This is a genomic window from Microbacterium sp. (genome assembly GCF_031178445.1).
GTDB lineage: Bacteria > Actinomycetota > Actinomycetes > Actinomycetales > Microbacteriaceae > Microbacterium.
This window is the reverse complement of the sequence record NZ_JAPSIY010000002.1, coordinates 40,203-62,461: the sequence shown is the minus strand read 5'-3', so window position 1 is coordinate 62,461 and position 22,259 is coordinate 40,203. Positions and strand designations below refer to the sequence as shown.

Annotated in this window: 23 protein-coding genes and 3 tRNA genes; 12 read left to right on the top strand and 14 right to left on the bottom strand. The window is 68.5% G+C overall.

What is annotated here, in order from left to right; translation table 11 throughout:
- The 9 genes from RIN43_RS03160 to hpt form a co-directional block, all read right to left on the bottom strand.
- Nucleotides 1-1,725 carry a PH domain-containing protein gene (locus RIN43_RS03160; RefSeq protein ID WP_309127427.1) on the bottom strand — a complete coding sequence of 575 codons (1,725 nt, stop codon included), beginning with the start codon at nucleotides 1,723-1,725 and terminating at the stop codon, nucleotides 1-3.
- The gene (locus tag RIN43_RS03155; RefSeq protein ID WP_309127800.1) at nucleotides 1,722-2,273 is read right to left on the bottom strand and encodes a PH domain-containing protein; all 552 of its coding nucleotides are present in this window, start codon (nucleotides 2,271-2,273) and stop codon (nucleotides 1,722-1,724) included. The genes RIN43_RS03160 and RIN43_RS03155 overlap by 4 nt, the downstream gene beginning before the upstream one ends.
- Before the next feature lie 169 nt (nucleotides 2,274-2,442).
- On the bottom strand, nucleotides 2,443-2,907 hold the full coding sequence (locus RIN43_RS03150; RefSeq protein WP_309127426.1) for a DUF3180 family protein: 465 nt from the start codon (nucleotides 2,905-2,907) through the stop codon (nucleotides 2,443-2,445).
- Nucleotides 2,904-3,458, bottom strand: a complete 555-nt coding sequence (folK, locus tag RIN43_RS03145) for a 2-amino-4-hydroxy-6-hydroxymethyldihydropteridine diphosphokinase (protein WP_309127425.1) — start codon at nucleotides 3,456-3,458, stop codon at nucleotides 2,904-2,906. Before folK ends, RIN43_RS03150 begins: the two co-directional genes overlap by 4 nt.
- Nucleotides 3,458-3,826 carry a dihydroneopterin aldolase gene (gene folB / locus RIN43_RS03140; protein ID WP_309127424.1) on the bottom strand — a complete coding sequence of 123 codons (369 nt, stop codon included), beginning with the start codon at nucleotides 3,824-3,826 and terminating at the stop codon, nucleotides 3,458-3,460. The genes folK and folB overlap by 1 nt, the downstream gene beginning before the upstream one ends.
- A gap of 1 nt (nucleotide 3,827) precedes the next feature.
- A complete protein-coding gene (gene folP / locus RIN43_RS03135; protein ID WP_309127423.1) occupies nucleotides 3,828-4,640 on the bottom strand; it encodes a dihydropteroate synthase in 813 nt (270 codons plus the stop codon).
- Nucleotides 4,637-5,245 carry a GTP cyclohydrolase I gene (gene folE, locus RIN43_RS03130; RefSeq protein ID WP_309127422.1) on the bottom strand — a complete coding sequence of 203 codons (609 nt, stop codon included), beginning with the start codon at nucleotides 5,243-5,245 and terminating at the stop codon, nucleotides 4,637-4,639. Before folE ends, folP begins: the two co-directional genes overlap by 4 nt.
- A 1-nt stretch (nucleotide 5,246) precedes the next feature.
- Entirely contained in the window at nucleotides 5,247-7,244 is a 1,998-nt protein-coding gene (gene ftsH, locus RIN43_RS03125) for an ATP-dependent zinc metalloprotease FtsH (RefSeq protein ID WP_309127421.1), read from the bottom strand.
- 67 nt (nucleotides 7,245-7,311) lie between these two features.
- Nucleotides 7,312-7,863: a hypoxanthine phosphoribosyltransferase gene (gene hpt, locus RIN43_RS03120; RefSeq protein WP_309127420.1), complete on the bottom strand. Its 552-nt coding sequence runs from the start codon at nucleotides 7,861-7,863 to the stop codon at nucleotides 7,312-7,314.
- A 101-nt stretch (nucleotides 7,864-7,964) separates the two neighbouring features.
- On the opposite strand from hpt, the gene RIN43_RS03115 reads away from it, so the two are divergent.
- Nucleotides 7,965-8,543, top strand: coding sequence for a DUF937 domain-containing protein (locus RIN43_RS03115; RefSeq protein ID WP_309127419.1), 579 nt, complete (start codon nucleotides 7,965-7,967; stop codon nucleotides 8,541-8,543).
- 111 nt (nucleotides 8,544-8,654) lie between these two features.
- On the opposite strand, the gene tilS is transcribed toward RIN43_RS03115, so the two are convergent.
- On the bottom strand, nucleotides 8,655-9,644 hold the full coding sequence (tilS, locus tag RIN43_RS03110; protein ID WP_309127418.1) for a tRNA lysidine(34) synthetase TilS: 990 nt from the start codon (nucleotides 9,642-9,644) through the stop codon (nucleotides 8,655-8,657).
- A gap of 118 nt (nucleotides 9,645-9,762) precedes the next feature.
- Between tilS and ppa the strand changes: the two genes are divergently transcribed.
- Complete coding sequence (gene ppa, locus RIN43_RS03105; RefSeq protein ID WP_309127417.1) at nucleotides 9,763-10,254, top strand: inorganic diphosphatase; 492 nt, start codon at nucleotides 9,763-9,765, stop codon at nucleotides 10,252-10,254.
- A 67-nt stretch (nucleotides 10,255-10,321) separates the two neighbouring features.
- Here ppa and RIN43_RS03100 read toward each other — a convergent pair whose 3' ends face one another.
- Nucleotides 10,322-11,710: a M23 family metallopeptidase gene (locus RIN43_RS03100; protein WP_375163702.1), complete on the bottom strand. Its 1,389-nt coding sequence runs from the start codon at nucleotides 11,708-11,710 to the stop codon at nucleotides 10,322-10,324.
- A 218-nt stretch (nucleotides 11,711-11,928) separates the two neighbouring features.
- On the opposite strand from RIN43_RS03100, the gene RIN43_RS03095 reads away from it, so the two are divergent.
- The 8 genes from RIN43_RS03095 (at nucleotide 11,929) to RIN43_RS03060 (ending at nucleotide 16,266) form a co-directional block, all read left to right on the top strand.
- Nucleotides 11,929-12,001: transfer RNA gene (locus tag RIN43_RS03095), tRNA-Glu, on the top strand.
- A 27-nt stretch (nucleotides 12,002-12,028) separates the two neighbouring features.
- A tRNA-Asp gene (locus tag RIN43_RS03090) sits at nucleotides 12,029-12,102 on the top strand.
- A 66-nt stretch (nucleotides 12,103-12,168) separates the two neighbouring features.
- Nucleotides 12,169-12,241 (top strand) — tRNA-Phe (locus RIN43_RS03085).
- Between the two features lie 149 nt (nucleotides 12,242-12,390).
- Nucleotides 12,391-12,546: a hypothetical protein gene (locus RIN43_RS03080; protein WP_309127415.1), complete on the top strand. Its 156-nt coding sequence runs from the start codon at nucleotides 12,391-12,393 to the stop codon at nucleotides 12,544-12,546.
- A gap of 324 nt (nucleotides 12,547-12,870) precedes the next feature.
- Nucleotides 12,871-13,389: an AAA family ATPase gene (locus RIN43_RS03075; RefSeq protein ID WP_309127414.1), complete on the top strand. Its 519-nt coding sequence runs from the start codon at nucleotides 12,871-12,873 to the stop codon at nucleotides 13,387-13,389.
- An 84-nt stretch (nucleotides 13,390-13,473) separates the two neighbouring features.
- Entirely contained in the window at nucleotides 13,474-14,394 is a 921-nt protein-coding gene (locus RIN43_RS03070; RefSeq protein WP_309127413.1) for an NADP-dependent oxidoreductase, read from the top strand.
- 142 nt (nucleotides 14,395-14,536) lie between these two features.
- Nucleotides 14,537-14,806 (top strand): hypothetical protein, encoded by a 270-nt coding sequence (locus tag RIN43_RS03065; protein WP_309127412.1) that lies wholly within the window; start codon nucleotides 14,537-14,539, stop codon nucleotides 14,804-14,806.
- Between the two features lie 56 nt (nucleotides 14,807-14,862).
- Complete coding sequence (locus RIN43_RS03060) at nucleotides 14,863-16,266, top strand: threonine/serine exporter family protein (RefSeq protein WP_309127411.1); 1,404 nt, start codon at nucleotides 14,863-14,865, stop codon at nucleotides 16,264-16,266.
- Nucleotides 16,267-16,290: 24 nt separating this feature from the next.
- Here the strand turns inward: RIN43_RS03060 and RIN43_RS03055 are convergent, their stop codons facing one another.
- The 3 genes from RIN43_RS03055 to RIN43_RS03045 form a co-directional block, all read right to left on the bottom strand.
- Nucleotides 16,291-16,503, bottom strand: coding sequence for a DUF6458 family protein (locus RIN43_RS03055; RefSeq protein ID WP_309127410.1), 213 nt, complete (start codon nucleotides 16,501-16,503; stop codon nucleotides 16,291-16,293).
- 121 nt (nucleotides 16,504-16,624) lie between these two features.
- Nucleotides 16,625-17,767, bottom strand: a complete 1,143-nt coding sequence (locus RIN43_RS03050) for a low temperature requirement protein A (RefSeq protein ID WP_375163701.1) — start codon at nucleotides 17,765-17,767, stop codon at nucleotides 16,625-16,627.
- A gap of 71 nt (nucleotides 17,768-17,838) precedes the next feature.
- A complete protein-coding gene (locus tag RIN43_RS03045) occupies nucleotides 17,839-19,071 on the bottom strand; it encodes a glycosyltransferase (RefSeq protein ID WP_375163699.1) in 1,233 nt (410 codons plus the stop codon).
- Between the two features lie 108 nt (nucleotides 19,072-19,179).
- On the opposite strand from RIN43_RS03045, the gene RIN43_RS03040 reads away from it, so the two are divergent.
- Nucleotides 19,180-21,462, top strand: a complete 2,283-nt coding sequence (locus RIN43_RS03040) for an ABC transporter substrate-binding protein/permease (protein ID WP_309127407.1) — start codon at nucleotides 19,180-19,182, stop codon at nucleotides 21,460-21,462.
- A gap of 9 nt (nucleotides 21,463-21,471) precedes the next feature.
- Nucleotides 21,472-22,251: an amino acid ABC transporter ATP-binding protein gene (locus RIN43_RS03035; RefSeq protein ID WP_309127406.1), complete on the top strand. Its 780-nt coding sequence runs from the start codon at nucleotides 21,472-21,474 to the stop codon at nucleotides 22,249-22,251.
- The last annotated feature ends 8 nt before the right edge of the window (nucleotides 22,252-22,259 follow it).

Below are 22,259 nucleotides of genomic sequence, written 5' to 3'. Positions count from 1 at the left end.
TCACCCTGCAGGAGGCGCCGGCGTGACCTGCTGCGCCCGGTCTTCTGCGGCGTACTGCCCCCAGCGGTGCGTCTGGTCGCGCGAGGCGGCGAGCGCGGCGGCGCGGCTCACACCGTCGAGGAGCGCGATCGCATCCTCGCGCTCCAGCCCGGAGAGGCCGCCCGAGATGGGCCCGAGCACGGAATGCACCTGACCCGCCGAGACCCGCTGCATCCGATCGATCGGACCCTGCGAGATCGAGACGCCCTGCAGCCTCGCCAGCGGGAAGACGGCCAGCTTGCGCCAGACCGTTCCCCGCCGGAGCAGCACGCCGAACTCCGTCAGCGCGTACCCGTGGCGCCGCCACGACAGAGGCCGGCGCCAGCGCGCCCGCGCCGGGATGGTCTTGTACGGGTCGCCGTCCACCGGTCCCAGGATGCCGTGCTCCCACACCAGCGGGATGTCCGCGGCGGGAGCATCCGGAAGGATCAGCGCGAGCACCCGCTCCACGTCGGCCCTCTTGCCCACGGGCAGCACGACGTTGAACTGCTGCGCGCTGCCGGACTGCTGCTGCGCGGCGCTCTTCCCGCTCATGCGGTTGATCCTGATCGTCCACCAGCCGAACGGCCGCCACAGCAGCGACTGCGTGACCTCCACGGCGAAGATGCGCCCCGGCGGGATCGTCTCTGTCACGGTCGTGAGCAGCCCGTAGGTGATGCGCACGCCGTCGGGCGTGGGAGCGATCGAGTAACGCAGCGACTTGGAGATCTGCGCCCAGGTGATGCCGACCGCAGCGATGACCATCGGGATTCCCATGCCGAGGCCGATGCCGAGCATCGCGATCGCGATGGCGCCGTTGTCCTCGCCATCGGCGCGCATGCCTATGAGGGTCGCACTCATGGCGACGGCCGCGATGATGACGAAGAACACCACCCACAGCAGCGCATGAAGCAGCTGCGAGCCGACCAGACGCCCGGTCGGTATCTTCACGACGCTTTCCGGCGCGACGTCGGCGAGGTCGACGCCCTCGATGAGGCCGGAGACGCCCGCGTTAACCGATCCGACGAATTCGGCACGAGTTCGTGCCGGCGCGGTTCCGGTGCGGGCGTGCTCGCGAGCGGCACGTGCGCCCGAGGCCAGACGCAGGATGTCGGCGCGCACCGACTCGGCACGCGAGGTGGCGAGGTACTCCAGGGGCACGTTCGCGTCGTTGCCGGCGCCCACGACCTCGAGCTTCGCGAGACCGATGATGCGGGCTGGGAAGGGGCGCGTGAGGTTCACGCCCTGCACGCGGTCGAGCGGGGCTCGGCGGTGCGAACGGAAGATCATGCCCTTGCGGACCTCGACGTGGTCGCCGGTGATGCGGAACTGCTGGAAGCGCCACACCAGCCAGAAGATCGCGATGAGCACGAGCACCAGCCCGAGCACGCCGAGCAGCGCCACCAGGATCAGGTTGTTCTCCAGCACCCAATTGAGCGGGTCGGCTCCGGCGTAGTCGACCGCGTCGTCGTCGAGCTCGCCGGGCGCGAACAGATTCACCAGCCAGCCGACGACGCGGTCGCGCATATTCGCGATGACGATGCCGGCGATCACGATGAGCGCCAGACCGCCCTTGAACAGCGGTGTCAGCGGGTGCATCCGATGCCATTCGCCGTCCGCCAGCGAAGAGGACCCGCCTTCGGGAAGGACCTCGTCAGCGCCGGGGGCCGCCGGCTCGGCGATGCCGGGGCTGCGGGGGTCGCTCACAGCCCGGTCCGCCGGGTCTCGGCGACCTCGATGAGAGTGTCGCGCAGCGCCTCAGCCGCCTGCTGGGTCAGCCCGGGGATCTGCACGCCGGTCGTGGCCGCCGCGGTGACCATCTTCAGCTGCGAGACGCCGAACGCCCGATCGAGCGGCCCCTGCGTGATGTCGACCAGCTGCATGCGACCGTAAGGCACAGCCACCATGCGCTGCCACAGGATGCCCTTGCGGAACACGACGTCGTCTTCACGCAGCATGTAGCCCAGCGCCTTGGCCTGGCGAGGCAGGATGATCAGCGTGAGCAGGGTGATCACGATGATCAGGCCCGCCGGGATCCACACCCAGCTCTGGTCGAGCACGAGAGCCAACACGAGCGCGGCGATCACGACGACCGCGATGAAGATCGCGTTCTGCACGAACTGCGACACGACGTACCGCGGCGAGATCTGGTGCCAGGCGCCGTCGAGCGCGAGACCCGCCGGGTTACGCGGCGTGCGGAGCGCGTCGTAGGTGCCCTGGTCGAGCGCAGCGGGCGCGGACGGCCCGGTTCCCACCGGGGCGGATGCGGCCTGGTCCGGGGCCGACTCCGGGGCCCGCGCTGCAGGGGCGGGAGGCTGCGTCACTACGGCATCCGCCGCCTGCTGCTGGGCAGGAACCGGCGCGGGAGGCGCGACCGGCGCGATGGGCGGGGCCGGCGGTACCGGCACACCGGAGCTGTTCGGATCACGCGGTGGGGTCGTCTGGCTCTCGGTCATCAGGATCCTTCGGCAGGGTGCAGAACTGTTCGGCGAGCAGCGCCGCCCCGATCAGCACCACCGAGGCGACGACCAGGGCGACCAGCGCCACAGTCGACCCTACCGGCGCGGGCACGGGGCGTGTGGACAGGAACGCGAGCAGTCCGGCGCCGAATCCGGCCAGGATCGCACCCAGGAGACTGGACGCCCTGGCCAGCGTCGCCGCGCGCAGCGCCCGGAACGGATCGATGCGGCGCCCGCCGCGCACGCTGCGCCGCACCGGCCATGCCACGGCGAGCACCGCGGCCGCCAGCAGGCCGACGAGCACCGGAAGGAAGGCGGACGGGATGAACGTCGCCCGCCCTGTGACCGTGAGCAGGTGGTCGAACCCGAAGCCGGCGGCGGCCGACAGCAGCGCGAGCACCACGAGCACTCCCGCGGACGTCCTCTTCATCGGTCATCCACGGTGTGCTCGGGCGAGCCCTTCAGGCTGCGCACCAGGTCATCGACCCGGCCATGCCCCGGAAGCACCGCCTCGGGGTCGACGCTCAGCCAGGGTTCCAGCACGAACAGCCGCTCGGCTGCTCGCGGGTGCGGCACCATCAGATGCGGTTCTTCGCTGCGGAGCTCGCCGTACGCGATCAGATCGAGGTCGAGCGTGCGATCGCCCCAGCGCGTTGCGCGCACCCTCCCCTGCTCCTCCTCGACGGCATGCAGCATGCCCAACAGCACGGAGGGCGCCAGCCGGGTCGTCATCAGCGCGACCGCATTGAGGTACGCAGGAGCATCCGGATCGGGCCCGTCGACGCGCACAGCGACCGTCTCGATCGGCTCAGACATGACGAAGTCCTCGACCAGCGGCAGGCGCCGCAGCCGCTCAGCGGCCGCCCGCAGCATCTCACCACGGTCGCCCTCGTTCGATCCGAGCGCGACCACCGCCACCTGGGCTTCGCGCCCCGGCCGCGGGTCGGGTCCCGCCGGCAGATGAGTCAGCCCGCGGTCCATCACGCCCTACTCCTGCGGATCGTCACCGAGACGTCGGCGAAGGTCTGCTCGATCGGAGCGTGTGGCTTGTGCACGGTGACGGTGGCCAGCACCACCCGGTCGTCCTCGAGGGCGGCGTCCGCGATGCGCGCGGCGAGGGTCTCGATGAGATTCACCGGCTCCCCCGCGACGATGGCGGCGACACGGTCGGCGAGCTCGCCGTAGTGCACCGTGTCGACCACGTCGTCGGATGCGGCGGCGTCCCGCAGCGACAGGTTCAGCGTGAGGTCGATCGTGAACTCCTGGCCGTCGCGGCGCTCATGATCGAACACCCCGTGGCGACCGAACACGGTCAGCCCGGTGAGACGGATCTCATCGAGGTGGTCCATGTCACTCTCCATCCCATGCGCTGACGACGGCCAGGGCGTCCCTGGTCGCGGCGACATCGTGCACCCGCACCGCCCAGGCCCCGGCCCTGGCCGCGAGCACGCTCGTGACGGCGGTGGCGAGGTCACGGCGGTGCTCGGCGTCGCCGCCCGCATCGGAACCGTCGACACCGAGCGCCTCGGCGAGGAATCGCTTGCGCGAGGTGCCGACCAGTACGCGATGACCGAGCGCGATGATCTCGTCGAGACCGCGCAGCACCTCCCAGTTCTGCTCCCCCGCTTTCGCGAAGCCGATGCCCGGATCGAGGATCAGCCGCGACGGGGCGATGCCCGCCGATGCCGCGGCGGAGACCCGCGCACGCAGCTCATTCGCGACCTCACGCGCGGCGCGCCCGTACTGCGCCCTGGCGTACATGTCGCCGGACGGCCCGCGCCAGTGCCCGATCACGAAGTCGGCATCGGATGCGGCGACGGCTGCCAGCATCCCGTCATCGGCGAGCCCCCCGGACACGTCGTTGACGATCCGCGCTCCGGCACGCGCTGCGGCCGCTGCGGTGCCGGCGTTGAGGGTGTCGATCGACACCGGGATGCCGTCGGCAGAGAGAGCCTCGACCACCGGCAGAACGCGGCGCTGCTCCTCCTCGACAGGAACCCTCGACGCCCCCGGGCGGGTCGATTCGCCGCCGACGTCGATGATCGCCGCCCCCTGGGCGCGCAGCATTCGGGCCCGCGCGATCGCGGTGTCGGGATCCATGAAGCGACCGCCATCACTGAACGAGTCGGGCGTGACGTTGAGGATCCCCCAGATCGCGGTCATCGGGCTGTCCCGGTTGCCGCTCCGCCGGCGCCGATCAGAGCGATGAGCTCGGCGCGTGCCGCGGGCTCGGTGAACTCCCCGCGCGCGGCGATCGTCAGCGTTGAGGCCTCCGGCTGCCGGCCGCCGCGCATCGTGACGCAGCCGTGAACGGCGTCGAGCACCACCAGCACGCCGCGCGTGTCGAGACTGCCGGCGATCGCGTCGGCGATCTGCTCGCCGAGCCGCTCCTGCACCTGCGGACGCGTCGCGAGGATCTCGACGACCTTCACCAGGGCGCCGAGCCCCACGACCTGCTCGCCGGGCAGATAGGCGATGTGCGCGTGGCCTGCGAACGGCAGCAGGTGATGCTCGCAGACGGACCGGAACCGGATGTCGCGCAGGAGCACCGCACCCGAGGGAAGCGTCTCGGGTGCAGGGCCGCGCGAGACGCTGATCGTGTGGGCGAGCGGCGCCGTCGCGTCCTCGTTCACCCCGGCGAAGAACTCCGCGTACAGCTCGGCCATGCGGCTCGGGGTCTGCTTGAGCCCGGGCCGTTCCGGGTCCTCGCCGATCGCTTCGAGCAGCTCACGGGTGAGCCGCTCGATGCGCGCCTTGTCGACAGTCACGTCAGGCCGTCGCCGGTCGCGCCTGCCCGCCGGTCGCCTGCGCTCCGGGGCGGCGAGCGGTCTGCGTCGAGGTCTGCGCGGCGACGCCCTGGTCGGAACGGCGAGGCACCTCGACGGGCGGCAGCGCCGATACCGGGCGCTCATCGCTGGAGAGCCACTGCGGGCGCTGAGGGAGCTTGCGCACGTCGGTGAAGATCTCGGCGATCTGGTTGTGGTCGAGCGTCTCCTCCTCGAGCAGCGCCAGGGCGAGGCGGTCGAGGATGTCGCGGTTCTCGCTGAGCACCTGGTACGCCTCGTTGTGCGCCTGCTCGATGAGGGCGCGCACCTCGACGTCGACGGTCTCCGCGATGGACTCCGAGTACTCGCGTCCGCGGCCCATGTCCCGGCCCGCGAACGGCTCCCCGCCCTCGGATCCGAGCTTGACGGGGCCGAGCGCGGTGGTCATGCCGTACTCGATGACCATCTTGCGGGCGATGCTGGTGGCCTTCTCGATGTCGTTCGAGGCGCCGGTGGTCGGGTCGTGGAACACGATCTCCTCGGCGACGCGACCGCCCATGGCGTACGTCAGCTGATCCTGCAGCTCGTTGCGGGTGACCGAGTACTTGTCGTCCAGCGGCATCACCATCGTGTAGCCGAGCGCCTTGCCGCGGGGCAGGATCGTGATCTTGGTGACCGGGTCGGTGTGGTTCATCGCCGCGGCGGCGAGCGCATGCCCGCCCTCGTGGTACGCGGTGATGAGCTTCTCCTTGTCCTTCATCACGCGGGTGCGGCGCTGAGGACCTGCGATGACGCGGTCGATGGCCTCGTCGAGAGCACGGTTGTCGATGAGCTGAGCGTTGGAGCGTGCGGTGAGCAGGGCGGCCTCGTTGAGCACGTTCGCGAGGTCGGCTCCGGTGAAGCCGGGCGTCTTGCGTGCGACCACCTCGAGGTCGACCGACTGCGAGAGCGGCTTGCCCTTGGCGTGCACCTCGAGGATGCGCTGGCGCCCCTTCAGGTCGGGTGCGTCCACGCCGATCTGCCGGTCGAAACGACCGGGGCGCAGCAGCGCGGGGTCGAGGATGTCGGGGCGGTTCGTCGCCGCGATGACGATGACATTCGCGTTGGGGTCGAAGCCGTCCATCTCGACGAGCATCTGATTCAGCGTCTGCTCGCGCTCGTCATTGCCGCCGCCCATACCTGCGCCGCGGTGACGGCCGACGGCGTCGATCTCATCGATGAAGATGATCGCCGGGGCGTTCTCCTTGGCCTGGTTGAACAGATCGCGCACGCGGGATGCGCCGACGCCGACGAACATCTCGACGAAGTCGGAACCGGAGATCGAGTAGAACGGAGCGCCCGCCTCGCCGGCGACGGCACGGGCGAGCAGCGTCTTTCCCGTTCCGGGAGGGCCGTAGAGGAGGACGCCCTTGGGGATGCGGGCGCCGATCGCCTGGAACTTCGCCGGATCCTGAAGGAACTCCTTGATCTCGTGCAGCTCTTCGATGGCCTCGTCGGCACCGGCGACGTCGGCGAAGGTGACCGTCGGGGTCTCCTTGTTGACGAGCTTCGCCTTCGACTTGCCGAACTGCATGACCTTGCTGCCGCCGCCCTGCATCGACGAGAGGAGCCACCAGAACAGCAGTCCCAGCAGCACGAGGGGAAGCAGGAGCGAGAGGAAACCGTCGAACCATGTGGCCCGAGGCACCACGTCGTTGAACTGGTCCTTCGGCTCGGCGGAGTCGATCGCCTGGACGACCTGCTCGGCGCGCGCCTGCACATAGTAGAACTGCACGCTCTCGGCGCCTTCGTACGGCTTCGAGAGGGTCATGTCGACGCGCTGGTCGCCGTCGGTGTTGATCACCTTGGTCACGCTCGTGCCCTCGAGCAGCTTCAGCCCCTCCTGGGTGGTGATCTGCTTGGGGGCGTTGAGGTTCGAGATCAGCAGGAAGCCGCCGAACAGCAGTACACCGATCAACGCGATGTAGATCAGCGGACTCCGGGAGATCTTCTTGACATCCATGATCCGTTCAGCGTACCGCTCGCAACTGAGGCGCCTGCTGTGCGTTCACCGACGGCGTACGCCGCCGTCAGGAGTAGACGTGCGGTGCGAGGACGGCGACGTCGCGCAGGTTGCGATAGCTTTCGGCGTAGTCGAGTCCGTAGCCGACGACGAACTCGTTCGGGATGTCGAAACCGACGTACTTGCAGTCGATCTCGACCTTCGCCGCCTCGGGCTTCCGGAGCAGGGCGAGCACCTCGAGCGACTCGGCGCCGCGCGACTCGAAGTTCTCCAGCAGCCAGCTCAGGGTGAGACCGGAGTCGATGATGTCCTCGACGATCAGCACGTGCCGGCCGTTGAGGTCGGTGTCGAGGTCCTTGCGGATCTGCACCACGCCGCTGGATTTCGTGCTGGCGCCGTAGCTGGACACCGCCATCCAGTCCATCGGCGTGTCCATGGGCAGGGCACGGGCGAAGTCCGCCATCACCATCACGGCGCCCTTGAGTACGCCGACGAGAAGCAGGTTCTTGCCTTCGTAGTCGGTCGCCACGCGCGCCGCCAGCTCGTCGAGCTTGGCGCGGATCTCCTCCTCTGTGACGAGGATCTTGGCGAGGTCTTCGGGGATGTCCGCTGCGCGCATGGATCGATTTTAGGCGACGGTTCGGGTCACGCCTTCTCGGCCGCGCCCTGCGGCGTTACTGTGAGCGGAAGAGCGGGCGCCGGCTCGCGGGGAAGGAAGACATGGACTTCGACGAGATCCTGAAGCAGGTGCCGATCGACGACATCGCCGAGCGCTTCGGCGTGAGCCATGACGTGGCTCGGCAGGCTGTGCAGGAGGGCGGTGCGGTGCTGGTCGGCGGGCTGGCGAAGAACGCCCGGACCGACGAGGGATCGTCAGCCATCGAGAAGGCGCTGAACCGCCACGAGGGCTTCTCGGGAGCCTCGAAGGTGGACGACGTCGACCAGGCGGACGGCGACAAGATCGTGAAGCACGTGCTCGGCGACGAGAAGGACGACGTCGTCGAGAAGCTCACCAAGTCGGAGAAGACCGCGGGCGGGATCGACTTCGGCAAGCTGCTGCCGATCCTGGCGCCCATCATCATGGGCCTCATCGCCAACGCGAACAAGGGCAAGGGCGGCGGCATCGGAGACATCCTCGGCGGGCTGCTCGGCGGCGGCAAGCAGGGCTCGTCGGATGCAGGGGGCGGGCTCGGCGACATCCTCGGTGGGCTGGGCGGTCTGCTCGGCGGCGGCTCGTCGTCGAACTCCGGCGGCGGCATCGGTGACATCCTCGGCGGCCTGTTCGGCGGGAAGAAGTAACCGCCGCGGCCGGTGGTCATTCCGCGACCACCTTGTTGACGGAAGACCGTCGAAGTCACATCAACAAGGTGGTCGCGCGCGAACTGGATGGTCGTCGACGGCGCCGATCGTTCAGCGCGCGGTGAAGACGATCCGCCCACCGCGGCGCTGAGCCGAGCATCCGGGCAGGTCGGTCGGGCCCTGGCCCGACCACTCGGTCGCGAGGCGGGCGACTTCGAGGGTCTGCGTGCGGGTCAGCCCGACTCCGAACTCGCTGTCGACGACGAGACGGATAATGCGGTTGCGTAGCGCCGCGGGGTTGGCGGCGAGCGCGGCCGCGCTGACCGAGATGCCCGCTTCGGCGTGCTCGACGATGTCCTCGATGGTCTCGTGGATCATGTCGTCGAACGCCTCGGCATCCTCGCGCAGCTGCTCGGCGGTGCGGGCCAGCGCCTCGGCGATGCCGGGGCCGAGTTCCTCCTCGAGCACCGGCAGCACTCGTTCCCTGGCGCGCACCCTGGCGTAGCGCGGGTCGGTGTTGTGCGGGTCGTCCCACGCTTCGAGCCCGGATGCCGCGCAGAACGCGCGCGTCGTCGCACGGCGGACGCCAAGCAAGGGGCGCAACCAGCGCACACCGTCGCCGTCCTGGCGCACCGGCGCCATGCCCTGAAGGCTGGCCGCGCCGGAGCCGCGCGCCAGCCCGAGCAGCACCGTCTCGGCCTGGTCGTCGAGGGTGTGACCGAGCAGGACCGCTGCCACTGCCTCATCGGCGGCGCACCTTCGCAGCGCTGCATAGCGGGCGTCGCGTGCGCCGGCCTCGGGGCCGTCGGGATGCCGCGAATCCACGTCGACTCTGAGCACAGTCGCTTCTGCGCCGAGGGCTCGTGCCTGGTCGGCGGCGCGCTGCGCGACCGCATCCGATTCCGGCTGCAGTCCGTGGTCGACGATCGCCGCGAGCACGTTCGATCCGGACTTGCCGGCTTCGAACACCGCGGCGGCCGTCAGCGCGAGGGAGTCGGCGCCGCCCGATAACGCGACCACGATCCTGGATGCTCCCAGCGGGCCGATGACGGAGCGCACGGCGCGGCGGACTTCGGCGACGGCTGGATCGAGCGACGGCATTCCTCTACGGTAGGCGCCGCACGGCCGGAATGCGCACGCGGGTAGTCTTGTGCGGGGCATCCCGCCGACCTTCCCGTATCCGAGCATCCGACTCGATCCGATCCAAGGAGAACAACGCATGGGCGCACACGACGCCGTCATCGAGATCCCGCGGGGCAGCCGCGTGAAGTACGAGGTCGACCACGAGACCGGTCGTGTGCACCTCGACCGCGTGCTCTATACGACGTTCGGCTACCCGGCCGACTACGGCTACTTCGACAACACCCTCGGTGAGGACGGCGACCCGCTGGACGTGCTCGTGCTGCTCGACCACGCGATCTTCCCCGGTGTCGTCGTGAACGTGCGCCCGGTGGCCGTGCTGAAGATGAGCGACGAGGCCGGTGGCGACGACAAGCTCGTCGCCGTGCTGTCGAAGGATCCCCGCTGGCAGCACATTCAGGACATCGGCGACCTGCCCGAGTACACCAAGAAGGAGATCGAGCACTTCTTCGAGCACTACAAGGACCTCGAGCCCAACAAGTGGGTCAAGGTCGACGCCTGGGGCGACGCCGCCGAGGCGCAGCGCATCCTCGACGAGGCGATCGAACGCTTCGGCGCCGAGGGGCACTGACCTTCAGCCGATACACGAAACCCCCGGTTCGCACCGGGGGTTTCGTCGTCTCAGATGGCAGTCGCTGTCAGAGCGCTCCGCGCGCGGCGAGCCAGTTGTAGGGGTTCGTCGTGCCGCCGCCCGAGGGGTATACCTCGAAGTGCAGGTGACAGCCGAAGGAGTTGCCGGTGTTGCCCGCGTAGCCGATGACCTGTCCGGCGCGCACCGACTGCCCGTAGCCGACGGCGATGCGCGACATGTGTCCGTATCCGGTGCCGACGCCGCCGCCGTGGCGGAGCTTGACGTAGTTGCCGAACCCGCCGTTGTAGCCGGCGTACACGACCGTGCCAGACGCAGCCGCGAAGATCGGGGCGCCGCAGCCGTTGGCGAAGTCGAGTCCGAGGTGCCACTTCGACGAGCAGTAGCCATTGGTGCACTGCTGACCCCGCGGCCCGTAGCCCGACGAGATGCGGCCGCCGTGCGGGCGGACCCAGCCGCTTCCGCCGCCACCGCCGCCACCGCCGCCACCACCGCCGCCGCCGCCCCCACCGCCGCCGCCCTGGTTGTTCTTGGCGGCTTCTTCGGCGGCCCTGCGCGCAGCCTCTTCCGCTGCCTTGCGGCGGCGCTCTTCTTCGGCCTTCCGGATGCGCTCGCCCTCCTGATAGGCGGCGACCGTCTTGGCGGTGGAGTCCTTGAGGGCGCTGAGCTGCGCCTCGAGGGTCGAGAGGTTCTCCTGCTTCGCGGCCAGGGCGGCCTGAGCGGCCTGAGCGGCCTCCTGGGCCTTGACCATCTTCTCTTCGGCGAGCTTCTGCAGGCGATCCCGCTCGTCACGGGCAGCCTTGGCCTGGTCGGTCAGCGATTGAGCCTGGTCTCGGGCCGCGACCGCGTTGTCGTAGACGGTGCGGTTGTACTCGAGCAGCTTGTCCATGCCGCCGAGGCGGGCGAGCAGGCTGTCGGCGCCTTCGGCCGAGCCGGAGAAGAACAGTTCGAGGGCGGTCTCGTCGCCACCGTTGCGGTACAGCTGCGTGGCCACCTGGCCGGCCTTGACTGCCGCCTCGTCGGCCACCTTCGCCTGAGCCTGGGCCTGTTCCTCGAGTTCGGCGGCCATCGCGGCCTGCTCGTGGTAAGCCTGCTGAGCCTCGTAGAACTCGTCACCGGCGGCCTTCGCCGCGGCTTCCTTGGCCGCCGCATCCGCGGTGAGCCGCTGAATGAGCCCCTGGATGCGCGTGATCTCAGCGCTCTTGGCGGCTTCGCTCGCCTTGGCGCGCTTCACGTCCTCCCAGGAGGGGTAGTCGGCCGCGTAGGCGGCGCTGATGCCGGAGGAGACACTGAACGCCCCGACGCCAAGGGCGCCAAGGGCTCCGACTGTGAGGGCGACGCGGCGGCTGACCGTCGAGGAAGGCCAGAGCGCGCGCCGCTCGGCGGGCGTGGGTGCGCAACCGCAGGCCTCGGATGCTGCATCAGCATCCGTCTTCAACTCGTTCACACGGCCCCTTCCGCCGGGATTCACAGAAGTAACAGTAACAACATTCGTCACATCTGCAACAGGTGAGGGCGCACGTGCTGACACACGTGGTTCTCCCATGGTGCGCCCGAAACGCCCGGGATGGAAGCAGACTCGCCTCCGATTTCGTTTTCCGTCGCGGCATCCCTTATGCTTGAGCGTCGGCAAGGGAAACCCCCGGGGATCCCTTCGGCCCCATCGTTTAGCGGCCTAGGACGCCGCCCTTTCACGGCGGTAGCACGGGTTCGAATCCCGTTGGGGTCACTCGGTCGGATACAATTGAAAAGTTTTGGCCCTGTAGCGCAGTTGGTTAGCGTGCCGCCCTGTCACGGCGGAGGTCGCGGGTTCAAGTCCCGTCAGGGTCGCTCCAAGCGACGAGCCTTCTTTCGAGGAGGCTCGTTGTGTAGGACGCGACAGCATCGCCGTCGCGCGGCTCTGTAGCTCAGTTGGTAGAGCGTTCGACTGAAAATCGAAAGGTCACCGGATCGATGCCGGTCGGAGCCACTGTCCCTCAAGAGGCTTCTACTCTTGGGGGACTTTTCGTTTAGGCCTCGCCATCGCTCCCCGGCGCGCCGCATTCTCGACGGTTGCGCGTAACCACGCACGGGCGAATCCCCTTTCGACGGAACGCGCTTGAGCGTAGCGTCGGCAGCATGTGGACAGTGATAGTGATACTCGTCGTGGCGTGGGCCGTGCTTTCCGTGGTCGGCTTCGTCTTCGAAGGCCTGCTCTGGCTGGGAGTGATCGGCCTGATCCTCTTCGTGGGAACCATCGTGTTCGGGCTCGTGCGAGGGCGCAGCCGATCCTGAAGCGGGCACGCCGGTTCCTGGTGGCCTGCTCACCTCACCTCACCTCAGTCTGTATGGCCGCACATGTACGGCGCGTACAGTTCGAAGATGAGTGAGAACAAGGGATCGCAACACACCCCGCCCTCGAACCGGGACGCGGCTCGGTACGAGCGCTGGCCAGGTTCCGAACCCACCGTCGAGACCTCCGCGCGCGAGGAGAAGTCCCGCGCCGACAAGCCCAAGACCATCGCTTCACGCCGACCACAGAGTCGGTGATCCTCCGGGCGGATCGCGGTGCACGCGCGACATGCCCCTCCGCCACCGCCGACCAGCGATGATGGACGCATGCAGGTCGGCTCGGCATCCACACGTCTCGTCATCCTCCGCGGCGACTCCGCATCGGGCAAGACGACCACGGCACTCGCACTTCGCCCTCTGCTCGGACCGCGCACGGCACTGATCCACCAGGATCACTTCCGGCGCGAGCTGCTCGAGAATCCCGATCGGCTCCAGCGTGCCCGCGACGCCAGCATCCTCATCATCGGCGCCGCGCGCCAGTCCCTCGATCTCGGCTACGACGTGATCCTGGACGGCATCTTCAATCTGCGCGACTACGCCGAACCACTCGATGCACTCGCGCGCGATCACCTCGGCACGACGCGCGTCTACCAGTTCGATGTCGGGCTCGATGAGACGATCCGGCGTCACGAGCGGCGTCCGCTGCGCGCCGCTTTCGGTCCCGAGAAGCTGCGCGAGTGGCACGACGGCTGGCAGCCACTGCCCGAGACGCCGGAGGCGCGGGTCACGGCGAGCGTCACGACAGACGCGCTGGTCGCACGCATCCTGCGTGATCTGAACAGCTGACGCCGACGTCGGCGCCACCGCCTCCACGGCATGGAAGAGTGGATGCTGTTCCGCATCCGTCGCCGCTCACCCAGGAGGAACAGCATGCGCGCCGTCGTCTACGACCGCTTCTCGAAGAATGTCGACGATCTGGAGGTGCGCGAGGTCGACGAGCCGAGGCTGCCGCCCGCGTCGGTGCTGATCGAGGTGCGCGCCGCCGGCGTGAACCCCGTGGACTGGAAGCTGATGGCCGGTCACCTCGACTTCCTCTTCCCCACCCGGTTCCCGGTGATCCCGGGCTGGGACGTCGCCGGCGTCGTGATCGGCGTCGGCATGGACACCCCGGAGTTCAGCGTCGGCGACGAGGTGATGGCATACGCCCGCAAGGACGTGCTGAGCGACGGCACTTTCGCCGAGCGGGTCGCCGTGCCGGTGCGCGCGGTGACCCGCAAGCCGGCATCCCTCACGTGGGAGCAGGCGGCAGCGCTCCCCCTCGCCGGTGGCACAGCTCTGCGCGCGATCGACGCTCTCGGCGACCTCGAGGGTCGCACGGTGCTCATCCACGCCGCGGCCGGCGGCGTCGGAGGCTTCGCCGTGCAGATCGCTGCGGCACGAGGAGCGCGCGTGATCGGCACGGCCTCGGAGCACAACCACGATTACCTGCGTGTGCTCGGCGCGGAACCCATCGCGTACGACGACGGCCTCGCCGATCGCGCGCTCACCCTGTCCGGCGGGCCGGTCGATGCCGTCGCCGATTTCGCCGGCGGCCAGCTGCAGACGACTCTGGCGGTGCTGCGCTCCGGCGGGTCTCATGTGTCGGTGGCCGACTCCTCGGTGACCGCGCACGGCGGCCGCCACATCTGGGTGCGTCCCGAGGGCGAGGAGACCGCACGCCTGGCCGCCATGGCCGGCGACGGCGCACTGCGTGTGCAGATCGCCGGCACCTTCGGTCTCGATGGCGTCTCGGATGCCTTCAGGGCGAGCAGCGCCGGCCATTCGCGCGGCAAGCTCGTCATCGTGCCGTGAGCCACCGCCGATCCGGCGCCGCCGCTCGCTGCGAGCAGCGGGCTCGGTAGCAGAGCATCACGCTCACCGTCAACGCCTGGAATCCGCGGCACACCCGCGCGCAGACTGAACCTCGGGGAGGTCGGAAGCTCAGGAGGCCGTTATGTCGAACGACGTGCAAGACCGCTTCACGCTGAACCAGGTCTCTCCGGATGACTGGGTGATCTTCGACACGTCGCTGTCGGATGCCACGCTTCGGCTCGTCGCCTGCGTGAGCGAGCACGACGGCTTCGTCGAGGTGCGCTGGTTCCGCCATGTGAGCCTGCCCACCCGGTTCCTCGATCGCACGGAAGCGCTGGACGCGCTGCGAGCGACCGCGGTACCAGGGCGCAATGAGACAGCCGATCGCGAAGCGGCTCTCGTGCTGCACTGATACCGTTCTGAACGGTCCCGATGCGCGGGACTCACCATCGCAGATCAGCTGGAGCCATGCCCGCCGAACGCCGCAAGAGGCTGCTCGCCACCGTGCACCGAGTCATCCGCACAGATCCCTCGCGGGTCGCCCCGACCCAGGCTCTGCCCGTCATCGACGACACCGTCTCGGCGAAGATACTCGACCTGGCCATGCGCGTCGGTGATGCCATGTTCGCGGTCGGCGCGTCAGCGCACGAGGTCACCTTCGCCATCACCCGCATCACCGACGCGTACCACCTCCACGGTGTGCAGGTCGACGTCACCTACAACTCGATCACCGCCTCGCATCATCGCGGCGACGATGACGCCAGGCCCATAACCCTGCTTCGCGTCGTGCGCGCGGCATCCCCTGACCATGCCAAATTGCAGCGACTTCAGGCGCTGACGGTCGAGATCGTCGAGGGGCTCGAGCTCGACGCCGCCCGCGCCGCCTTCCGTGAGATCCGCCGTACACCGTTCCTGTACCGGCCCTCAGTCGTCGTGCTCTCGCGGGCGCTGCTCGCGGTGGGCGTCGCGCTCATGTTCGACGCCTCACCGATCATCGTCCTGCTCAGCTTCGTGGCTGCGCTCTGCGCGGCCCTGGCGCAGGCGGGCCTCGCGCGTCTGCGCGTGCCCTCGTTCTTCAGCCAGATCGCCGGTGCGTTCGTGACCACGATCGTCGCGCTCGTGGTCGCCGCGCTGGGCACTGCGGGGATCGAGCCGTTCGTTGACATCCGACCTTCGATCATCGTCGCCTCCGGCATCGTGCTGATGCTCGCGGGCCTCACCGTGGTCGGTGCCGCGCAGGACGCGATCGACGGGTTCGCCCTGACGGCCGGCGGGCGCATCCTCGATCTGACGCTGCAGACCATCGGCGTCGTGCTCGGCATCCTGATCGGCCTCGAGTTCGCGCGCGTGCTCGGGTTCGGCATCACGACCCCGATCGACGCCATCCCGTTCGGCCCGCTCCCAGTGCAGCTGGGTGGCGCGGCCATCGTCGCGATCGCCGTCGCGCTGTTCAACGGTGCCGGGCTTCGAACCATCGTCGTGAGCGCGGTGCTGGGTCTGATCGCGATTGTCGGCTACGACGGGATGCTCCGGCTCGGCGTGCACGAGTCCGCGGCGAGCGCGGTGGGTGCGCTGCTGGCCAGCTTCGCCGGCACCCTCGTCGCGCACCGCTTCCACGTGCCGTCGGTGGCCGTCACCACCGCGGCGATCGTGCCGCTGGTTCCCGGGCTCTCGGTGTTCCGGGGTCTGCTGGGGTTGATGCAATCCGACGGCACCGCAGACGCACTACTGGTAGGGATCGGTCCGCTCATCTCCGCCGCCGCAATCGGCATCGCGCTGGCGGCGGGGGCATCACTGGGCCTGTATCTGGGAACCCCTGTGCGCGCGACCCTGACGAGTGTCACCAGGTCGCGCGCACGCGTTCGCCGTTGACGTCAGTCGACGTCGGGCTCAGGGTCAGACCACGTCGTCATCCACGACGCGACCGTCGACGGTCCTCCGGTTGCGCCGCACCAGCAGCATGACGAGGCCGATGAGGAACGCGACTGCACCCGCGACCATCAGGATGTAGCCGATCATGTCGAGGTTGGCCCACTCGACCTCGACGTTGATCGCGAATGCGAGTATCGCGCCGATGACGAACAGGACGATTCCGGTGCCGATGGTCATCATTCACTCCGTTCGTTACGACGAGCCGGACGGCTCTCGATGAGATCCAGAGTGGCGGCGGCACGATCCCGAGCCAATGGGGTTGACAACGACCTCGCCGATCAGGGCGGGAAACACCCGGCTAGCCGACCATTCCGCGCTGATCCACTGGCCGGCGCAGCACCAGCACGACCACGATCGCGACGAGGATCACCGCGGTCAGCGTGACCGGTACCGGCAGCACCGGGTCGAGCAGCACCAGCACGGCCCCGGCCGGCACGACGGCGTTGACGAGCGGATCGGCCGCCCTGCGGATCGCCACGAACCAGATCGCCAGCAGGAACACCGCGATCGGCACGCTGGCCGTCAGCGACGCCGCGGCGGACGGCAACTCCGTGTGCCCGGTCAGCTCGTCGATCTGCACCTCGACGCCCGCCGAGAACGCGGCCGCGGCGGCGAATACGAAGTAGTGCGCATAGCCGTAGGTGAAGGACGTGCGTGCGGTCGCGATCGCCGTGTGGTGCGGCGGCCAGAAGTAGATCCACCACATCGCAGCCGCTGAGACGAGCGTCACGACCGCGATCCAGATAAGCGGGCCGAGCGTGTCGACCTCTTCACGCGCGCCGATGATGGCCGTCGCTGAGGCCAGCAGACTCTCACCGAGCACGATGAGAGTGAACAGGCCATAGCGCTCGGTGATGTGCTGCGGATGCCACGGTGTCGTGCCGGCACGCTCCGCGACGATCGGCACGGCGATCTCGGCCAGCATCAGCATGACGAAAACGATCAGCCGCATCGAGTCCGGCACGAAGAGGAACGCGATCCAGAGCACCTGCACGATCGCGATTCCCGACGCGTAGGTGCGCGCGGTGCGACGCAGCGCGGCGTCCGCCCGCGCGGCGCGCAGCCACTGCCAGATCATCGCCACGCGCATGACGACGTAGGCGATCACCACGACGGTGAAATCGGGCTCGTGCTCGTCGAAGACCGGCCCGATGCCGGCCGCCAGCACCACCACCCCGCCCATCTGCACGATCGTGATCACGCGGTAGAGCCAGTCGTCCACCGCGAACGCGGTCGCGAACCAGGTGAAGTTCATCCAGGCCCACCAGATGGCGAAGAACACCATCAGGTAAGAGACGATGCCGGATGCGGCATGCCCCGCCGAGAGCGCGTGATGCAACTCGCTCGACGCGATGCTCACCGATATGACGAAGACGAGGTCGAAGAACAGCTCGAGCGGGCTGGCTGCACGATGTGGTTCTCCCGGGTCACGCGGCCGCATTCGACCGAGCCGGAATCGCGTCGCCACTGCGTTCTGATCCACCGCGCCAGACTAGCCGCACATCGGCGGTGTCAGAGCTCGCCCGGGCGCATCGCCTCGGCGTCGATCGCTCTGATGATGCGCTGCGCGGCGGTGTCGACGGGCGGCTCGCCCGCGGCATCCGCGTCGCGCCGGCGCCTGGGCGCGTACACGACGAGAGCGTGGAACAGGAAGCGGGCGAAGAACGCCACCACCAGGGATATGGCGGTCGCGATGACGCTGGAGATGTGCCAGGTCTCGACCATGAGCGCCATCACGGGGATGCGCAGCGCCGCCTCGACGCCGTTGAACGAGACGGATGCGGCGAAGCGCACCCACAGGCTCGACGCCTCAGGGCGCAGGTCGTCGAAGACGAACCGCTCCTGCAGGATGAAGTTGCCGATGATGGTCGCGGCCGCCCCGATGACCGCCGCGAGCACGTAGTCCATGCCGAGATGCGTGAGCGCCCACATGATGCCGACGTTCGCGACCGCTCCGATGGCGCCGATGACCGCGAAGCGGCCCATCTTGCCGAACCGCAGCCGGGCGAGGTGCATCGCGAACGTCGCCCCCTGCCGCAGGGTGGCCTTGGAGTCGCCGTGCCGGCGCTCTCCGAACGTCATCGGCACCTCGGCGACACGCAGTTCCCCGCCGGCTCCGCCTCGCACGAGGATCTCGAGCAGGATCTTGAAACCCTGAGGGCGCAGGCCGCTCAGCTCGATGCGGGAACGGTCGACCAGGAAGTACCCGGTCATCGGGTCGGTGCTGCGCCACAGCCGGCGCGGGAACATCGCTTTGGTGAGCCAGGTCGCCGCCCGTGACACACCGAAGCGCAGCGCCGTCCCCAGTCCGCCGGAGTCGCCGCCGCCGATGTAGCGCGATGCGGCCACGACATCCGCGCCGCCCTGCGCGAACCGGTCGATCATCGCCGTGAGCAGCTCGGGCGGATGCTGCAGGTCGCCGTCCATCACGATGCACACGTCGTTGGCCGCGTGGATCAGCCCCTCCGCCACGGCACCGCCGAGGCCCCCGATGTTGCGGTCGCGGTGGATGGCGCGCACGGGAAGCGGGGCGGATGCCGCGACCCTGACGATCTCATCGATGGTGCCGTCGGAGCTGTCGTCGACGAACAGGATCTCGGCCTCGCGGCCGGCGAGCGCGACGGCCGTGCGGGCGATGAGCTCGGCGACGTTCGCACGTTCGTTGAACGTCGGCACGATGACCGTGATCGCAGGGTCGGCGGCGGCGTTCACGTGCTCTCCTCCCCGTTCGCAGACGGCCGGCATCCATCGTGTCATCTTTCGCTGAGCGCCGAGTCACACCGGGCGTCGCCCGCCGGGCGACTAAGGTTGCACGGGCCCAGGCAAGACCGGTCTACGAGACGACGAGGACATATGACCCTGCTCAGACATCCTGCGAGTTGGTGGCGCGAGAACCGCCTGCCCCTGCTCGCGGGCATCACCGCACTGCTCACTCTGCTGCTCAGCGTCGGCGGCGCCGTCGGCGTCGCGAACGCCGCGACGAAGTCCGAGGGCGTCGAGGGGAAGACCTTCACGATCGCCACCGACACCACCTGGGCTCCCTTCGAGTTCCAGCGCGACGGCGAGCTGCGCGGCATCGACATCGATCTCATCCGCGCGGTCGCCGAAGACCAGGGCTTCGAGGTGAAGATCGACGTGCTCGGCTTCGACGGCGCGCTCGCGGCCGTCACCGCAGGTCAGGCGGATGCTGTCATGGCGGGGATGTCGATCACCACCGAGCGCAAGAAGAGCTTCGACTTCTCCAACCCGTACTTCGACTCCGGCATCCAGATGGCGATCGCCTCGGATGACGACTCGATCAAGGGCTATGAGGACCTCGCCGGCAAGACGGTGTCGGCGAAGACCGGCACCGAGGGGTACGCGTTCGCGGAAGAGCTCGGCAAGGAGTACGGCTTCACCGTCACGGGCTTCCAGGATGCAGCCGACGCGTACAGCGACGTGACGGCGGGCAACTCCGCCGCCACGTTCGACGACTACCCGATCCTCGCCTACGGCATCGCCACCGGGAACGTCGACCTGAAGACGGTGACCGAGCAGGAGAAGGCATCCAGCTACGGCATGGCCGTGAAGAAGGGCGAGAACGAAGAGCTGCGCAGGGCGTTCAACGAGGGACTCAAGAACCTCATCGAAGACGGCACCTACCAGGACATCCTCGACGATTACCTCGGCGATGCCGCGCCCGAGGCGAAGACGATCGGCGAGGGCAAGGCCGCGCTCGGCAACGAGAAGCTCGACGTCGGCAAGCCGGGTGAACTGCCGAAGAACCCGAACTTCGCGACCGACACCCCGGCGACGAACGGCACCTTCACCATCGCGACCGACACGACGTTCGCGCCGTTCATCTACCAGCTCGGCGGCAAGGACGTCGGCATCGACATGGACCTGCTGAAGGCCATCGCAGCGAATCAGGGTTTCACCGTCGAGGTGAAGACGCTCGGTTTCGATGCTGCGCTGCAGGCGGTGCAGGCAGGACAGGCCGACGGCGTGATCGCCGGCATGAGCATCACAGACCAGCGCAAGAACGTGTTCGACTTCTCAGACCCGTACTACGAGTCGGGCGTGCAGATGGCCGTCGCGCAGGACAGCGACGTGTCGACCTACGAAGACCTCAAGGGCAAGACCGTGGCCGTCAAGACGGGCACGGTGGGATACGACTTCGCCGAGCAGCTCGGGTCTGAGATCGGCTTCGAGGTCAACGCCTTCCAGGATTCCGCCGACATGTACAACGACGTCGCCACGGGCAACTCGGCCGCGACGTTCGAGGACGCCCCCGTGCTGCAGTTCGGGATCGCCTCCGGCAACGTGCCGCTGAAGATCGTGACCGACCCGGAGCCGGGCGCCGATTACGGGTTCGCGGTGCTGAAGGGCCAGAACCCGGAACTGCTGGAGATGTTCAACGCGGGGCTGCAGAACGCGAAGGACAGCGGCGTCTACCAGATGATCGTCGACCGCTACCTGGCCATCGACGACACCTCGGCATCGGACAACTCCTTCTGGACTCTGCTGCAGACATCCTTCCCGCCTCTCTTGCAGGGGCTCGGGCTCACACTGCTCGCCACCGCTCTGGCGATCGTCTTCGCCATGGCGCTCGGCATCCTCTTCGGCATCCTGAAGCTGTCGGCCAACCCGTTCCTGCGCGGGCTGTCGGGCGCGTACGTCAACATCTTCCGAGGCACCCCGGTGCTGGTGCAGGCGTTCTTCTTCTACTTCGGAGTGCCCGCCGTCACCGGTCAGCCGCTCGACGCGCTGACCGCCGGCGTGATCACGCTGTCGCTGAACGCCGGCGCCTACATCACCGAGATCGTGCGCGGCGGCGTGCAGTCGGTCGACCCGGGACAGATGGAGGCGTCGCGGTCACTCGGCCTGGGCTGGGGCGCGTCGATGCGGCGTGTCGTGATGCCGCAGGCGTTCAAGATCATGACGCCCAACCTCATCAACCAGTTCATCATCACGCTCAAGGACACGTCGCTGCTGTCGGTGCTCGGCTTCGCCGAGCTGACCTACCAGGGCCGCATCGTGATCGCGTCGACGTTCCGGTCGTTCGAGATCTGGATCATCGTCGGTGCGATGTACTTCATCGTGATCTGGCTGCTCACGGTGCTGTCGAACTGGTTCGACCGCAAGTTCAACAAGTAGGGGATGAGCATGACGAACAACGATCAGACCTACACCCGCCCTGTGACCACAGCGCCGGGCAACCCGATCGAGGTGCGCGACCTGCACAAGTCGTTCGGCAAGAACGAGGTGCTCACCGGCATCGACCTGACCGTCTCGAACGGCGAGGTCGTCGCGGTCATCGGCCCTTCGGGCTCCGGCAAGTCGACGCTGCTCCGCTGCCTCAACCGGCTGGAAGCCGTCACCAGCGGCGAGGTGCTCATCGTCGGCGAGAACATCGCGAAGGCGAAGGGCAAGAACCTCGACGCCGTGCGACAGCGGGTGGGGATGGTGTTCCAGCACTTCAACCTCTTCCCGCACATGACCGCGCTCGAGAACGTCGCACTCGCCCCCATCGAGCTGAAGATGCTCAGCAAGGCTGAGGCGAAGAAGCGCGCGGTGGAGCTGCTGACCCGGGTCGGCCTGGCCGACAAGGCCGACGCTCGCCCTGCCTCGCTCTCGGGCGGCCAGAAGCAGCGCGTGGCGATCGCGCGGGCCCTGGCGATGAGCCCCGAGATCATGCTGTTCGACGAGGCGACCAGTGCGCTCGACCCCGAGATGGTCGGCGAGGTGCTGCAGGTGATCCGCGACCTGGCGGCATCCGGCATGACGATGGTGCTCGTGACGCATGAGATGGGCTTCGCACGCGAGGTGGCCGACCGCGTCGTCTTCATGGCCGACGGCAAGGTCGTCGAGACGGGCACGCCCGCCGAGCTGTTCGACGACCCGAAGGAAGCACGCACGCAGGACTTCCTGTCGAAGGTGCTGTGACGCAGGCC